Origin of the sequence: Rothia dentocariosa ATCC 17931, assembly GCF_000164695.2 — a bacterium.
In the GTDB taxonomy this organism is placed as follows: domain Bacteria; phylum Actinomycetota; class Actinomycetes; order Actinomycetales; family Micrococcaceae; genus Rothia; species Rothia dentocariosa.
This window is the reverse complement of record NC_014643.1, coordinates 1,108,381-1,123,582: the sequence shown is the minus strand read 5'-3', so window position 1 is coordinate 1,123,582 and position 15,202 is coordinate 1,108,381. Positions and strand designations below refer to the sequence as shown.

The 15,202-nt window shown below is 54.1% G+C and carries 13 protein-coding genes; 3 read left to right on the top strand and 10 right to left on the bottom strand.

What is annotated here, in order from left to right; genetic code table 11:
• Positions 1-24: 24 nt before the first annotated feature.
• Both metE and HMPREF0733_RS04995 read left to right on the top strand, forming a co-directional pair.
• Positions 25-2,346 (top strand): 5-methyltetrahydropteroyltriglutamate--homocysteine S-methyltransferase, encoded by a 2,322-nt coding sequence (gene metE, locus HMPREF0733_RS05000; protein ID WP_013398280.1) that lies wholly within the window; start codon positions 25-27, stop codon positions 2,344-2,346.
• A gap of 259 nt (positions 2,347-2,605) precedes the next feature.
• Positions 2,606-4,597, top strand: coding sequence for a M13 family metallopeptidase (locus HMPREF0733_RS04995; protein WP_013398279.1), 1,992 nt, complete (start codon positions 2,606-2,608; stop codon positions 4,595-4,597).
• Between the two features lie 79 nt (positions 4,598-4,676).
• Here the strand turns inward: HMPREF0733_RS04995 and HMPREF0733_RS04990 are convergent, their stop codons facing one another.
• From HMPREF0733_RS04990 to HMPREF0733_RS04945, 10 genes are all read right to left on the bottom strand, one after another.
• Complete coding sequence (locus HMPREF0733_RS04990) at positions 4,677-5,891, bottom strand: MFS transporter (protein ID WP_244864862.1); 1,215 nt, start codon at positions 5,889-5,891, stop codon at positions 4,677-4,679.
• 29 nt (positions 5,892-5,920) lie between these two features.
• Positions 5,921-6,619 carry a DUF6318 family protein gene (locus tag HMPREF0733_RS04985; protein ID WP_013398277.1) on the bottom strand — a complete coding sequence of 233 codons (699 nt, stop codon included), beginning with the start codon at positions 6,617-6,619 and terminating at the stop codon, positions 5,921-5,923.
• A gap of 80 nt (positions 6,620-6,699) precedes the next feature.
• Positions 6,700-7,392 (bottom strand): DUF6318 family protein, encoded by a 693-nt coding sequence (locus HMPREF0733_RS04980; RefSeq protein ID WP_013398276.1) that lies wholly within the window; start codon positions 7,390-7,392, stop codon positions 6,700-6,702.
• 244 nt (positions 7,393-7,636) lie between these two features.
• Entirely contained in the window at positions 7,637-8,359 is a 723-nt protein-coding gene (locus HMPREF0733_RS04975; protein WP_013398275.1) for a DUF6318 family protein, read from the bottom strand.
• Positions 8,360-8,397: 38 nt separating this feature from the next.
• A complete protein-coding gene (locus tag HMPREF0733_RS04970) occupies positions 8,398-9,117 on the bottom strand; it encodes a DUF6318 family protein (RefSeq protein WP_013398274.1) in 720 nt (239 codons plus the stop codon).
• Between the two features lie 225 nt (positions 9,118-9,342).
• Positions 9,343-10,110, bottom strand: coding sequence for a DUF6318 family protein (locus HMPREF0733_RS04965; RefSeq protein ID WP_049775430.1), 768 nt, complete (start codon positions 10,108-10,110; stop codon positions 9,343-9,345).
• Positions 10,111-10,336: 226 nt separating this feature from the next.
• Positions 10,337-11,137, bottom strand: a complete 801-nt coding sequence (locus HMPREF0733_RS04960; RefSeq protein ID WP_013398272.1) for a DUF6318 family protein — start codon at positions 11,135-11,137, stop codon at positions 10,337-10,339.
• A 124-nt stretch (positions 11,138-11,261) separates the two neighbouring features.
• A complete protein-coding gene (locus tag HMPREF0733_RS04955) occupies positions 11,262-11,948 on the bottom strand; it encodes a DUF6318 family protein (RefSeq protein WP_041321660.1) in 687 nt (228 codons plus the stop codon).
• A 53-nt stretch (positions 11,949-12,001) separates the two neighbouring features.
• Positions 12,002-12,754 (bottom strand): DUF6318 family protein, encoded by a 753-nt coding sequence (locus HMPREF0733_RS04950; protein ID WP_013398270.1) that lies wholly within the window; start codon positions 12,752-12,754, stop codon positions 12,002-12,004.
• A 195-nt stretch (positions 12,755-12,949) separates the two neighbouring features.
• Entirely contained in the window at positions 12,950-13,603 is a 654-nt protein-coding gene (locus tag HMPREF0733_RS04945; RefSeq protein WP_244864860.1) for a DUF6318 family protein, read from the bottom strand.
• Positions 13,604-13,962: 359 nt separating this feature from the next.
• On the opposite strand from HMPREF0733_RS04945, the gene HMPREF0733_RS04940 reads away from it, so the two are divergent.
• Positions 13,963-15,201, top strand: coding sequence for a toxic anion resistance protein (locus HMPREF0733_RS04940; protein WP_013398268.1), 1,239 nt, complete (start codon positions 13,963-13,965; stop codon positions 15,199-15,201).
• Position 15,202: the final 1 nt, after the last annotated feature.

Sequence of the window (15,202 nt, the reverse complement as noted above, 5' to 3'; positions counted from 1 at the left end):
ACCCTCCCACAGTAAGGAACTAGGATGACCCGCACCCCATTCCCCGCAGCAACCATCGTCGGTTACCCCCGCGTGGGCCGTTTCCGCGAGCTGAAGAAGGCACAGGAAGCGTTCTGGAAAGGCAAAATCACGCAGGATGAGCTGCGCCAGGCGGCCGCAGATGTGCAGCGCACCTACTATGACCGTGTGATCGAGCGCGGTCTTAGCGCCACCGATTCGTCTATCCCGGCGACTTTCTCGTACTACGATCAGGTGCTCGACGCCGTGCGCCTTTTCACCCTCGTACCCAAGCGTCTTGCCGACGCCAAGGATGCGCGCGGCCTGCTCGATCTGCCCGGATACTTTGCTCTAGCGCGCGGAACCGAGACGCTGCCTCCGCTGGAGATGACGAAATGGTTCGATACGAACTACCACTACCTAGTGCCCGAAATCGGCCCGGATACCGAGATCAAGCTGAATCTTGAGGCTATTGACGAGCAGCTTGAAGTCGCCAAGGAGCACGGGGTGACGGTGCGCCCGCAGCTGGTCGGCCCGCTCACTCTGCTTCTCGGGGCGAAAGCCGAGCAGGGTTCGCCCGAAGGGTTCACACCGCTGGATCGCCTGGACGATTTCGTGAAAGCTTACCAGCAGGTGCTCGCCGAGCTGGCGGAGCGCGGCGTGCAGTGGGTGCAGCTCGACGAACCCGGACTGACCGTGGACCGCGATATTCCCAACGCCAAAATCGCCGAATTGGCGCGTAAAACTTACACCGCGTTGGCGGCCGAAACGAACCGCCCCGCAATCCTGGTGACAAGCCCCTACGGCAATCTGCGCGAGAACCTGCCCGCGCTGTTAGACACCGGTATTGAGGCGCTGCATCTCGACCTGGTTTCCACCCTCTACGATGCCGAGGCGCTGACCGCCTTCAAAGACTCCGGCGTAACCCTGGTGGCGGGTGCCATTAACGGACGCAATATATGGCGTGCCGATCTGCGAGCGCTTCTGCACGCACTCCAGAACATTAATGGCGGCGAGGTGGCGGTCGCGTCCTCAACCTCGCTGCAGCATGTGCCGCACGATCTCGACCTTGAAGACCCCGCCGATGTGCCCGTAGACGGTCTGGCTTTTGCCGACCAGAAAGTCGCCGAGATCGTGACTCTTGCCCGCGGTCTTGCCGACGGTGAGTCTGCGGTTGAGGCAGAGTTGAAGACCGCCGACGAAGCGCTGGCACGTTTCACGGCGGATCCGCGTAAGCATAATGCCGCAATCCGTGAGCGTGCCGCATCCGTGAAACCGGAAGATTTTGAGCGCCCCGAACTGAAAATCCGCCGGGATGCCCAAGCCGATCTGAATCTGCCGAAGCTGCCGACCACGACCATTGGTTCGTTCCCGCAGACCGGCGATATTCGCCGCCACCGTGCAGAGGCGCGTGCCGGTAAAATCACGCAGCAGCAGCTTGACGAGTTCCTGCGTGAAGAGATCGCCTCCGTTATTAAACTCCAGGAAGATTTGGGCCTGGATGTGCTCGTGCACGGCGAGGCCGAACGTAACGACATGGTGCAGTACTTCGCCGAAAACTTCGATGGTTTCGCCACGACCAAGCACGGCTGGGTGCAGTCCTACGGTTCGCGTTGCACTCGCCCATCGGTGCTTTTCGGCGATGTGAAACGCTCGGGTGAAGGGCTGCGCGGCGAGGCCGTAACCGTGCCCTGGATTTCGTACGCCCAGTCGCTCACCGACCGTCCCGTCAAGGGCATGCTGACCGGCCCGGTGACTATTCTGGCCTGGTCGTTCGTGCGTGATGACCAGCCGCGCGAGGAAACCGCGAATCAGGTGGCGTTGGCGCTCGCCGACGAAATCGCCGATTTGGAAGAGGCGGGCATCCGCATCATTCAGGTGGATGAACCGGCACTGCGTGAGCTTCTGCCACTGCGCCGTGATGAGCAGCCTGCGTACCTGAAGTGGTCGGTGAATGCGTTCCGCCTGGCGACGAGCGCGGTCGAGGATAAAACTCAGGTTCACACCCACCTGTGCTACTCGGAGTTCAACGAGATTATTGATTCGATTAATGCCCTGAATGCGGATGTGACCAGTATTGAGGCGGCGCGCTCGCATATGGAGCTGCTGGCGGATATTCCCGAAAGCTATGTTTCGGGGCTGGGCCCGGGCGTGTGGGATATTCACTCGCCGCGTGTGCCTTCGCAGGCCGAGGTTGAGGAGCTGATCCGTGCCGCGATTGGGTACGGAACCATCTCTGATCTGTGGGTTAACCCGGATTGTGGTTTGAAGACCCGCGACTACGAGGAGACGAAGAAGACGCTGGAGAACGTGGTGGCCGCCACGAAGAAGGTTCGGGCAAGCCTGTAGTCTCTGGCGCGGAGCCTCTCCCCTACCCCTATAAAGTGCCTTAATTACAGGCTTAAACAATCACAATAATTCCGCGAGCAGGTGGTTTTTGGTACGAGCAGGTAGGAAAATCCTACCTTGTCGGCAAAATCCTACCTGCTCGCGGCTGCCTTTAAGGGGCAAAGGGTGCCAACGTTCACCGAATTACGCCTCTGAGGGAATATGCCGAAGAGGTGTTATCTTCAAGGTTCTCGCGCCATAAAGCCCCTAGAATGGGGTCATGGATAATGCAAAGAACTCTGGAATTACGACCGAATGGGTCGATAATGCGGTTAAACCGGGCGATGATTTCTTCCGCCACGTGAACGGCCGCTGGCTCGATACCTATGAAATTCCCGCCGACCGTTCCAAAGACGGCGGGCTGTACACCCTACGCGATGATGCCGAAAAGCATGTGCGTGAGATTGTTGAGCGTATCGCTAAGGAACAGCCTGAATCCCGCATCGGCGCGCTCTACAACTCTTTTATGGACACCGATAAGATCGAGTCTGACGGGTTAGAGCCGCTTATGCGCGAGGTCGCCCCGATTCTCAACGCCGCCACGAGCGAGCAGCTCGCCGTCACTCTAGCGCTCCTCTCACGGGCTGGGCTGGCGCAGCTTCTCGGGTGGTACACCAGTATCGATCAGAAAGACCCCGAACATTACGTCTTTTACCTCACCCAGGCCGGGTTGGGTCTGCCCGATGAGGCATACTACCGCGAAGAGAAGTACGAGCAGGTATGCGCCGCGTATATCGAGCATATCGCCACCATGTTCGAGCTGACCGGCCTTGCCGAGAGCTTCAACTTGACCCCTATGGAGGCGGCACAGCTCATTTTCTCGCACGAGACCGAGATCGCCGCGCATCACTGGGATGTCGTGAAAAACCGTGATGCAGAGGCGAAATACAACCCCGTCAAAGCCCCCGAACTTGACGAGAAGTTCCCCGGTTTCCCGCTCCAGCAGTGGCTTCTTGCGCTGGGGGCAGACCCCAAAGAGCTGGGCACGGTCATTGTTTCTCAGCCTTCTTTCCTAGAGGGCGTGGCGAGCATGTGGCAGTCCACCCCGCTGATGACCTGGAAACTCTGGGCCCTGTGGTGCGCTATCCGTTCCCGCGCACCCTACCTGCCGGATGCATTCGTGCAGGAAAACTTCAATTTCTACGGTCGCACCCTCTCAGGCACCGAAGAGCTGCGCGAACGCTGGAAACGTGGCGTTGCGGCTGTGGAGAACGCACTCGATCAGGAGCTTGGCAAGGAATATGTGGCGGTGCATTTCCCGCCGGAGCATAAGGAGAAAATGCTCAAGCTGGTCAATAACCTGCTGGAAGCATACCGCCGCTCCATCACGAACCTGGATTGGATGACCGAGGCCACCCGCGAGAAGGCGCTGGAAAAGCTTTCGAAGTTTGTCACGAAGATCGGCTACCCGGATGAGTGGCGCGACTACTCGAAGCTGACCCTGGTGCCCGGTGACTTGTTCGAGAACCTGCGCCGTGCCGCCGCCTTTAACAGCGATTTCATGATCGATCGCGCTGGCGACCCGGTTGATAAGAACGAGTGGCTGATGTCTCCGCAGACTGTGAACGCCTACTATATGCCGCCCGCTAACGAGATTGTGTTCCCCGCGGCTATTCTGCGCCCGCCCTTCTTCGATCCTGAGGCCGACGATGCAGCGAACTACGGCGGTATCGGCATGGTGATCGGTCACGAAATAGGTCACGGGTTTGACGATAAAGGTGCGCTCTATGACGGCGACGGCGCGCTGAATAACTGGTGGACCGAGGAGGATTTCGCCGAGTTTACCAAGCGCACGAGCGCGCTGGTTCAGCAGTATAACGCCTACACCCCGGCGAACCTTGACCCGCAAAAGTTCCGGGTGAACGGCGAACTAACTCTGGGCGAGAATATCGGCGACCTTTCGGGCCTGTCGATTGCGTTGAGGGCCTATGAGATTGCGCTTGCCGAGCAGGGCATCACCTCGCTGGAGGATGCGCCGGTCATCGACGGCATGACGGCCGCGCAGCGCCTCTTCTGGTCCACCGCACAGGGATGGCGCACTAAGTCACGCCCACAGCATGCGGAGATGATGATTTCGGTGGATCCGCACTCCCCCGACGAGTTCCGGGTGAACGGCGTGGTGCGCAATATCGACGAGTTTTATGATGCGTTCGATGTTCCCGAGGGCAGCAAACTGTATCTGGCGCCTGAGGATCGCGTGCGTATCTGGTAGCCTCCTGCCAGTTCCCAATAGCGCGAGCAGATAATATTTTGGCGAGCAGATAACGGATTGCTATCTGCTCGCCGAAATATTATCTGCTCGCGCGGGTTAAAAGATGCCGTATTGCCCAAAGTACCGCCGTTGTAAGGGCTAAGGACGTGGCACATACGAACGCATACGCTCCTGTATCTACCCGCGCACTTAGATGTGAGAAGAGCAAATTTCCCAGCGATGTAAAAAGCGCTGCCGCTAAACTAAAGACAGACATTACTTTTCCAATATGCCCAGCGTCGCTCTTCTTCTGCAAATCCGAGAAAAGACCAATAGTATAGATAACAATAATTCCACTCACTATACTTTGTGCAGTAATAACGCTGATAATTCCAGGTATAAGTGCCAATACATACGCGCCACTGATAACCAGCAGTAATATTTGTGGATGCGCCCATCGCCTCAGCGCAGGTATGCGGTTGAGGATAAAAGATGCAGCCACGGCGCCCATAGTTCCCATAAACATACCAATACCGTAGACCTCTTGCCCTAACCCCAAGTGAGCAATTCGCCCCAGAAGCAGGAAAAGGGTTGAGGCACCCCACATATTGAGGAGGGCGGCGAAGATAAGTTCGCGTCTAAAATATGCACTAGAGGCTATATATACTAGTCCAAGCCTTAAATCGTGAAGTATATGCGTTTTTTGGAATACTTCGGAGCCCTCTGAGCGTCGGGTAGCGACAGACCCAGCGGGCACCATAAAAGTGAGTACCAAAGACAGAATAAATGACACCAGATTGACGATAATTGAAAGCTCTAGAGCATTCGCAAAATTCTGGATGAGAATCATGGTTCCTACGAGGGGGCTCACAGCACGGGATAGTTCTCCCACCATCGAATAGGTGCTATTGTATTTTTCAAATTCTCGATGTCCAAGAATTTCAGGAATAATAGCGCGGCTTGTGGGGCTGTATGCGGTCGCGGCTAAAGACATGAGAGCGGAAAGAATAATCAGTATATAAACGATAAATTCTCCGCGTACTGACGATAAAAGAATAAGAGCGCACAGGCAGCAGAGGCTATTAAAAATATCGTAGAAAATCAGCAGGGATTTTTTCTTAAACCTGTCAATAACAACAAATCCAAGAATACTGGCGAGGAATATGCCCGCGCCGCTCAACGCATTCATCACCCCAACCATCTGCTGACCGGCGTGCTGGCTGATATACCAGGTCACCACAATGGTGTAGGCGACGGTGCCTATACGTGAAAGCGCCGTCGCCGGGATAAGATAGTACGCTCTGCTGTACCTCACCACGTTCCGCAAAACCTCAGAGCAGAAGGCTAGATACTCGATCCACTACTGCTGCTAGAGCCTGAACCTACCTGGCTACGGAAGGCTGCGGCGAACCCGCCAATAACCCAGTGCCCGTTTTCATACTTCCCTGTTATATCGACGTCGAGCGTGGTGCTGCGGGAGCTTGAGGGGACATCAGCATCCCTTCCTGAGGTGGCGATAAAGCTGCCCAACCCTATGGTGAATCGGGAAGGCCAGGTGTATTCCCCGCCGGATTCCTTGGGCTTCGGCGTGGTAAGGTTGGCCGTCACCTTGGGGTCTTCAAACCAGATCGTTGAAAACTGGTACGAGGACGACTTAACGGAGCTTTTATCTGTATCATTCAACGCGGTCTGCTCGATCAGGCTGTCGTCACCGCTCTCCATCATGTACTGGGTCGCCGCAGTATAGAACGCGATACTGGAATACAGCCCTGCCACCGAGTTTTCGTCGGCGTTCTTAGGCTTGATAGGTTTGGGCACGTTCTTCGCGCGTTCGGTGCGGGTCGCCTTACGGTACTCCCCCGCCGAGGTATCGTATTCGTCGATCTTCGCTTCGCCACTGAAATCGCTGCGGTAGCTTGCCGTAGCATTCGTCGGGAGCGGTTTCACGCTGCCAGCGTTGGATGCGCATCCAACAAAAGCGAGCGCGGAACCTGCACCCAGCACACCTAGGGCGGCTCTGCGGGATACAAACGACTGTGCCATAAGAAAGACCTTTCATCGATAGCGACTATTGTTCTAACACTATTATCCCGGATACTCCCGGCCAGTACTATCCCCTGGAATTAGGCACTCAGATTGCCCGCTGAGCCAAAGCTAGAAGACAAATCGGTATTGGTGGGAATATCGATCAGCAGCCAGCGTCCGTTGTTATATCGTGCCTTAAACTCTCCGTCGTGAACGTCTTTCTTTGCCTCGCTGGGAATGTCTACCGCAGTGCCCTCATACACTACAAAATTACCTGTTGAGAATGTGGTCGTTGCCGCCCATGTGTAGACGTCACCGTTCTGGGTGGGAGTCGGGTCTTTGAGCGTAAACGTCATTTTAGGGTCTTCAAACCACATATTTTCAAGCTCTTTCACACTGCTTTCCTCAAAGGCTTCGGCTCCGTTTATTCCTCCCACAAAGGTAATTTCTTTGAAGGGAGAGAAATCGTTAGTCATAATTCCGTAGGTGAAGGCTGCCCCAAGAAATCCAAACAGGGAGTAGAGCCCGGCGGAGCTTTTCTCGGTCATCATGGCGGTTTTCACCGGTTTGGGCACGTTCTTCGCGCGTTGGGTACGGGTTGCGCGCACGTATTCTCCTGCGGAGGTGTCGTAGCTGTTGAACGTGACCTCACCCGAATAGTCGGCACGGTAACTCGTGGATGCGTCCGCCGAGAGCGGCTGCACGCGGGCGGCGCATCCGACGAAGGCGAGCGCGGAACCGGCACCTAGCACGCCGAGGGCGGCTCTGCGGGATATGAACGAGGAAGTCATGGGCGGGTACCTTTCTCATGGAAACGGAAAATACGGCGTCGTTACCGGTATTTTCGTTCGGGGAGTGATGTTACCGTGACGGGCACATCCTCTATTATCCCGGAGTAGAGCCGCAGTACAGGTAATTATGACACTCCTGCCACAGCAACAAGCCCCGCAGACATAGATTAAGCCCGCAGAAACGCACGTGTTTCTGCGGGCTTGTCCCATATTTACGTCCGATGCGGTTCAGCCAGAAAGAGGTTTAGAACCCGAGTCCTCCGCCACTGCCGGAACCGGTGGATGCGCCACCGCTGGCACCTGAGGATGCAGAGCTGCTCATTCCAAGGTCAATTTCCCAAGTGCCATCTTTGTAGGTGCCTTTAAAGGTTTGCGGTCCTTCCTGACGCCGCGATTTCTCGGGAATATCCGTCACCTGACCGTTTTGAACCGTAAAGCTGCCCAGATTCGCCGATACCTTTCCTTCCCATGTATAGGTGTCGCCTTCAATCTTGGGCTGCGGAGTATCAAGAGAAGCTTTGACGGTGAAGTCCTCAGACCAAAGCTTATCTGGTGCCCCAGAAGATTTCATCTGTTCTTCAGCCTTTGAGAGTTGTTCTTTGCCTTTAAGGTTGCTTTCCTTAAGAGCACTGCTATCTGCCGTCATATAGAAATACTGGAAACTAGCAATAATAAAGGCGATATTCTGATAGAAGCCCTCCACCGATTTCTCATTCAAGTTATCCGGCTTAATAGGTTTCGGAACATTCTTCGCCGGATGCTCGCGAGTTGCGGGCTCATAGTTCCCGGCGGAAGTATCAAACTTGTCATACTTCACCTCGCCGCTGTAATCATCACGCTTCGACGAATCAGAACCGCCGCCGCCATTAGAATTACTGGTCGAACACGCGGCAAGAGCAACCGCCGCAGAACCGGCGCCGATCACCCCAAGAGCGGAACGGCGAGAAATAACGTACTGATCAGACATAATATTTCCTTTCTGTTCAGACCTTCTGCTTTATGATGTTAGAATCCGAATCCGCCCAGACCGGAACCAGTGGACGACCCGCTGCCAGCGCCAGGGGACGCGGATTTACTTGTCTCAATGCTGATTTTCCACTTACCATCCTGATAGGTACCAATAAATGTCGCCGCCTCTTCACTGATACGCTGATCTTGGGGAACATCATGCGCCTGGCGACTATATACATAAAAATTTCCGCGGTCTACAATTATTTTGCCATTCCAGTTGTATTTATCGCCCTCGATCGTCGGTTGAGGGGTATCCAAAGAGATTTTGAACTTGACATCGGTCCAGTTTTTCTCAGTGTAATCCTCTTTTATATATGTTTTTATAGTCTGCGCGAGAGAGTCCTTATAATCGAAGTTGGTTTCTAATAACGGATCGACGTTCCATGTTCCCCCCAAGTACTGGATTGCAGCCATGATGAACCCAATGTTGGCGTAGAAGCCCTCCACCGATTTATCATTCAGGTTATCCGGCTTAATAGGTTTCGGAACATTCTTCGCCGGATGCTCACGGGTTGCAGGCTCATAGTTCCCGGCCGAAGTATCAAACTTCTCGAACTTCACCTCGCCGCTGTAATCGTCACGCTTCGACGAATCAGAACCGCCGCCGCCATTAGAATTACTGGTCGAGCACGCGGCAAGAGCAACCGCCGCAGAACCGGCGCCGATCACCCCAAGAGCGGAACGGCGGGTCAGATAATGTGCTGGGATATTCATAGTATTCCTTTCGGCGCCTTACTTATGCCCGGATAACAATAAGATATCCGTGTTTAGGGCAGAGAGCATGAGCGCTCCTTGTGGTTGGGTTACCTCTAACTATCCTGCCATGCGCCATGATTTATGCTTGGGATTGCCGCAGGTATTTCTGCATATTCCCAGGTTGAGGCCATTCAGCTGACTATTTGCTGGTACGCACATCCATAACCGAAAACCCTCAGCGCCTTATTTCTTTGCCTCCGGTGTAGGCACCGGCGTAGGGGTTAGGTCTTCTACACGCATCCTAAAATGCGAGAAAAGATCAGTTCTTTCGGGGGCTCCCACAATCTTTTCAGGAACGCTCACCTTACACCACCAGCGGCCGTCACGATGCACCGCGGTGAAGGTGGTCTGGGCAACTTCGTACCGTTTCGCGAGAGAAAGGTTCACGGTCTCTTTCTCGCCCACCTGAAAGGTTCCGTAATCGAGGGTGGTCTTTCCTTCCCAGGTGTAGGTATCGCCCTTGATAGTCGGTTCGGAGGTTTTGAGGGTTACTGTGGCTGCGGGGTTATCGAACCAGACGCGCCCTTCACGCATTAAAGAGAACGCTTTTTCGTCTTTTTCGCCGCGCATGACGCTATGTCCCGGCTCTGCGGCGGCGCTTTCATCATAAAACCGGGTGTTGCCGGTGGCGTTCATATATTGGAGGGCGGCGGAAATATAGGCGATCGTATTGTAAAGCCCCTGCACAGATTTATCGTTCATATGCTCGGGTCTGATGGGCACAGGCACGTTCTGAGCCGGATGATCACGAGTTGCGGGTTTAAAGGCTCCTGCAGATTCATCATATGTATCGAATTTAACCTCACCCGCGAAATCGGTGCGGGTTTCATCAGAGTTTGTGGCAGATCCTTGGTTTCTTGATAGGCAGGAGGCGATAAATCCCGCTGAGCCTATGCCCAACAATGTGAGCGCGGAACGGCGAGGAAAACGACGGGAGGTGTGGGAGGGCATCGAAATGGTGTCCTTTCAGCGCCTTTTACCCGTGCATCAAGGCGCAAACTGTGGTTGGGTATATTCCCATTATGTACATGATGTAGAAATTCATGCGAGGTTTAAGTGTTCCCTGAGCAAAGATTCAGCTAAGAGCGCGGAAAACCCGCAAGAACGCCATGCTTCCTGCGGGTTTTCTTTAAGTAGGAACCTACACTCGGTTCTCCTAGACGATTGCGCGGTATTGCTACTGTGCCCCGCCGTTGCCAGATGCGCCTTCCCCGGCTCCTTCCTGCGGAGCCTGCTGCTGCGGGGTTTGCTCCTGGTTCTGTCCCTGCTGCTGATTCTGGGAGCCACCCTGAGCGTCTGAAGAACCTCCGCTGCTTTGCTGAGGATAGGACAACCACCAGGTACCGTCTTTATAGATTCCTTTGAAGACCGCAGGCGCTTCTTCTGTCATCTTCTCTTTAGGGACATCTATAGCCTGACCCCCTATCACAACAAAGGAGCCGTTGGTAGCCTTCATCTTTCCGTTCCAAGTATAGGTGTCACCGTCAGTCTTGGGTTGCGGGGAGTCTAGAATGGCAGTCAGTTTATGGTCCTCAGCCCAGGTTTTTTGCTTTTTCCGTTCTTCAACAGCTTGCTGAACCTGATCGGCAGGGAGCTTATTCCCCTGAGGATCGAGAGCAACTTCCATAAATGGGGCAGGATCATTGGCGTTATTAAAATACTGCCATGCCGCAACCATGTACCCGATAGCCGCATAGAAACCAGCGACGGATTTCTCACCCATCTGCTCTGGTTTGAGGGGCTTGGGGAAGTTCTTCGGGGGCTGTTCCTTGGTGCCGGGCTCGTACTTACCCGCAGAGGTGTCGTAGTTGTCGAATTTCACCTCGCCACTGTAGTCCTTTTGGTCTTGGCCACCGGATGCGGAGGAGCCTGACCCGCCGGCATTATTTGCCCCGGAACAGGCAGCAAGAGCCACCGCCGCAGAACCGGCGCCAAGGAACCCAAGCGTGGAACGGCGAGAGATATTCAATGAAGACATGCTAGTCCTTTCGGAACCCAAGCCCTGACACTCGGGTGGTATCGATCATCGGAGGTACAGCATATGCATATACCCGCTATCCATCACGATAACGAGAAATGAATACTCTCACCGTAAAATTTCGCTAGATGCCAAACAGCGAACCGGAGCTCGATGAGCTTCCGGATGTTGAAGTGGGCTCTGGGTCTGTCATACGCCACTGACCGTCCTTATAGGTTCCCTTGAACGTAACGTCTTGACTCTGTTCCTTGTTCAGTTCCCGGCCCATGCCCCCACGACCACCCATACCGCCGATTTTTATGGTAACGCTTCCATCCCAGGTATAGGTGTCGCCGTCCATCTTCGGCTGCGGGGTCTTGAGGCTACTGGTAATTTTCATGTCATAAAACCACACGACTCCCCCGGTGCCCATCTGCTTAAGCTGCTCAAATTGCGGCGCAGGCACCTTCTGTCCGGTGTTGTCTACCATAACCTCCATCAGGGGTTCGAGGTCAAAAGACTCGAAGAAGTACTGGAAGGATGCAAAAAGGTAGCCAATAGACGAGTAAAAACCTGCCGCTGACTTTTCGTTAGCGTTATCCGGCTTCTTCGGCTTCGGCACATTTTCGGCGGGGTGATCCTTGGTTGCGGGCTTGTATTCTCCCGCAGAAGTGTCAAAACTATCGAACTTGATCTCGCCGCTAAAGTCGGTGCGCTCGCTTTGGGAACTGACACCGTTAACGCCTCCAGAGCACGCAGCAAGCGCCACGGTCGCAGAGGCAGCACCCGCCAAACCAAACGCGGTACGACGTGAGACATGTAGAGCGGACATTCTTTTTCCTTTCATGGTGCGGACTTCTTAGCCCGAATATCTGTGTGGTGTTTCTAGAGTGAAAATTCTTGAGACGATCCAGATCCTGACGAACCCGAGGAGCTGCCGTAGATAGCCCACCAGCGCCCTTCCGTGTAGGTTCCGCGGTAGAGGGTATCTGATGTCTCTGTCTCAGACTCTCGGCTTACTCCACTCGGCCCGTAAAAGGTACCCAGCGAAAACGATATTGTTCCCTCCCAGGTGGCACTCGTACCGTTCATCGTCGGTTCCGGGCTCTTGAGAATCGCTTTAAATTTGGGGCCGCCAAACCATGATTTACTGCTCGTGGTTTGTTGTTTCAGCTGGTTAAATTTAGATTCCAGGACATCTTTGTATTCTGGTGGAAACGCATCCGCCACAAGGCTAAAGTCCAGTGTTTCCATGGCGTACTGCATGGCTGCCGTCGTATAGCCAATCGCGGCATAAAATCCTGCCGCCGACTTGTCGCTTATATCTGAGGGTTTCGTCGGTTTAGGCACGTTCTTTGACGGATGCTCTTTCGTGGCAGGCTCATAGGCGCCCGCCGAGGTATCGAAACTCGTGAAGCGAACCTCGCCTGCATAATTGCTGGAACTGGACGAAGAACTTGAACTGGAACTAGATGGAGAGCTGGAACTAGAGCTGGATGCGGTTGCCCCCGCACTCTGCTGCTCGGATGCGATTCCTCTCACCTTCGGAGCGCAGGCGCTCAGCACCATCGCAGAGCCCACCGCACCGGCTACCGCAAGAGCGGTTCGGCGCGAAAAATCATAGGATCTTTCTGACATATTTCATTCCTTTCGGCGTCTTAATCTTCAACGATTAAGACCCCTGTGATGTGGCTGGGTACCTTACTATTGTGCCGTTAACCCGTGCGAACATGCGTTATATGACGTCATCATAAGCTGTTATATTTTTCTCATCTTCCCTGCACACACCCAAAAACCATCGCCGAGCGCATCCCTTCCAAGCACGGTACAACGCTATGGTGTAGCTGTAGAGCTCTGTGAGGCTACGGTCTTTGACCGAGTTTCAATGCTCCAGCGCCCGTTGGTATATGTTCCTTTGAAAACCATGTCTTCGCTATTACTTTTTTGCCGTTCCGTTAGGTCGTTTACCTGCCCACGATCGACACGGTAGTTCCCGAACTCCATAGAAAACTTCCCTTCCCACGTATATGTATCGCCTTCCATCGCGGGCTGTGCAGTATTCAGGGAGATAGTGACGCGCGGGTTCTCATACCAGTTTTGCCCTTCCCTCATGCGTGCCAGTATTTGCTCATTTGAGGAATTATGAACATAGTGTTTCTCGTCCTCGGTGAGCGCGCTGTCATCGTAGGGACCGGTGTCACCGGTGGCGAACATATACTGCATAGCGGCGGCGATATAGGCTAGGCTCGCGTAAAACCCGGCAACGGACTTTTCATCTGCATTCTCAGGTTTGATAGGTTTGGGGACGTTCTTGGGCGGGGTGTCTCGTGTGGCGGCTTCAAAACTACCGGCAGAATTATCGTATTTTTCGAGTTTGACTTCTCCGGCATAGTCACTGCGTTCATTCGAGCATGAAGCAACCGTAAAAAGCACCGCACCGGCACCCGCAGCACCCAGCGCGGAACGACGTGTTAGCACATATTCCACCGTGAATCCCCTTTCGTGCGGCATCAAAATGCGGGAAGTCCCTTCATTATCCACCTTAAGTAGAGGTTTATAGCAGATTTCAGCGGTATGCGCTCTGTGAGATTTCGCTCGATTCTGCCAGAGTATAAAGCGGGAGTGGTGCTTCGCAGACCGATCTTGACCTTCACGTATTTTCATAGAAAAACCCATAAAACAACGAGGTTTTTACGCTCCGCAACGAAGAAACCGGAGAAGTTATCCACAGGCATACCGGTACTTTTTTATGCAACTTTTATTGCTTTCTAACGAAAGGACGTTCTTCTGCACACTGCGCTGAGTACCATAGAAGAGTATGTTCCGACATGACGAGAGGATGTCTCATGGCTGAAATCCCTACTTCCGAACCCCAAGTTGGTGCCCCGCCGGTCGTAACTCAAGCACCGCCTAAACTTAACCAAGCGGGAGCTATCGACCTTGTAAAACGGGAAACGCGTGCCCCTGAGGTTGCAACTATCAGTCATGAAGCAGACGAACTGGCTATCACTCTCAACAACACCGATCTGAAGTCGCCTTCACTTCTCGATACCCTCGAAAATACGATTTCAAGCTACGGTTCCGATACCTTCAACGGCATCGACATGGTTACCCAGCGCCTGCTCAATATGCAGGAGCTTGAGCTTGCGCCGGACTCCCCACAAACCAAAGCATCTCAAAATCTGGCGGAACTGCGTGCACAAATCAACTCGCTGGATTACAGCGCGATTGACGGTACCCCCGGTAAACGCGGCATCGCAAAACGCCTGATAGGGCGCGGCAAAAGCAAAATCGAGAAATTCTTCTACCAGTACGCCAGCGTCAACAGAAATATTGAAGGCATCAGCAAAAAACTGAAAAAATCCACCGATGCGCTCGTCATGCAGCAGGCGGAGCTCGTGAAACTGCGCGAGAAACTTCAGGAAGGCATGACGGATTTGAACGAGAAGATCGCAGTTCTTCAACAGTTCTCCGATATGGTGCGTGCCGCCGCCGAAGAAACTCGTCTTGAAGGAGATGAAGAAACCGCGCGCATCTACACCGAGAAGGTTCTGTATGTGACCGAACAGCGCATCAGCGATCTGCTCACTAAACTTGAAATTGCCGGGCAGGCGTACCTGACAAGCGATGTTGTCTCCAGCAACGGCAAAGAGCTCATTCGCGGTATCCGCCGCGCCGAAGACACCACCTTATGGGCATACAAAATGACCGCCTATATCGCCCGTTCCTTAGGCATGCAGGAAGCGGTTCTGCAGCAGCTTGGCGCTCTGAAGCAGACCACCGAGAACGCTATTATGCGCAATGCCGATATGCTGTCTTCGCAGGCTACGCGCATCCAGCAGATGGCGTCCCAACCCGCAATCGACCCGCAGGTTTTGGCGCAGGCACATGGAAAAGTACTTCAAGCGCTCGACGAAGTTTCCGCATTCCGCCAGGGGGCGGTAGAAGCATTCGCCCAGTCGAACCAGATGCTGCGCGAACTGACGGCAGAATCTCTTGAGCGCGTTACACGAAGGAATAATGCCCCCGAATCCCCTGCACACGCCAGCGGAACTCCCACAAACCGCGCGCTCACCCAGAATTAGA

Coding starts and splice junctions, on each gene's coding strand:
- metE (WP_013398280.1), top strand. CDS start 25: ATGACCCGCACCCCATTCCCCGCAGCAACCATCGTCGGTTACCCCCGC.
- HMPREF0733_RS04995 (WP_013398279.1), top strand. CDS start 2,606: ATGGATAATGCAAAGAACTCTGGAATTACGACCGAATGGGTCGATAAT.
- HMPREF0733_RS04985 (WP_013398277.1), bottom strand. CDS start 6,619: ATGGCACAGTCGTTTGTATCCCGCAGAGCCGCCCTAGGTGTGCTGGGT.
- HMPREF0733_RS04980 (WP_013398276.1), bottom strand. CDS start 7,392: ATGACTTCCTCGTTCATATCCCGCAGAGCCGCCCTCGGCGTGCTAGGT.
- HMPREF0733_RS04975 (WP_013398275.1), bottom strand. CDS start 8,359: ATGTCTGATCAGTACGTTATTTCTCGCCGTTCCGCTCTTGGGGTGATC.
- HMPREF0733_RS04970 (WP_013398274.1), bottom strand. CDS start 9,117: ATGAATATCCCAGCACATTATCTGACCCGCCGTTCCGCTCTTGGGGTG.
- HMPREF0733_RS04965 (WP_049775430.1), bottom strand. CDS start 10,110: ATGCCCTCCCACACCTCCCGTCGTTTTCCTCGCCGTTCCGCGCTCACA.
- HMPREF0733_RS04960 (WP_013398272.1), bottom strand. CDS start 11,137: ATGTCTTCATTGAATATCTCTCGCCGTTCCACGCTTGGGTTCCTTGGC.
- HMPREF0733_RS04955 (WP_041321660.1), bottom strand. CDS start 11,948: ATGTCCGCTCTACATGTCTCACGTCGTACCGCGTTTGGTTTGGCGGGT.
- HMPREF0733_RS04950 (WP_013398270.1), bottom strand. CDS start 12,754: ATGTCAGAAAGATCCTATGATTTTTCGCGCCGAACCGCTCTTGCGGTA.
- HMPREF0733_RS04940 (WP_013398268.1), top strand. CDS start 13,963: ATGGCTGAAATCCCTACTTCCGAACCCCAAGTTGGTGCCCCGCCGGTC.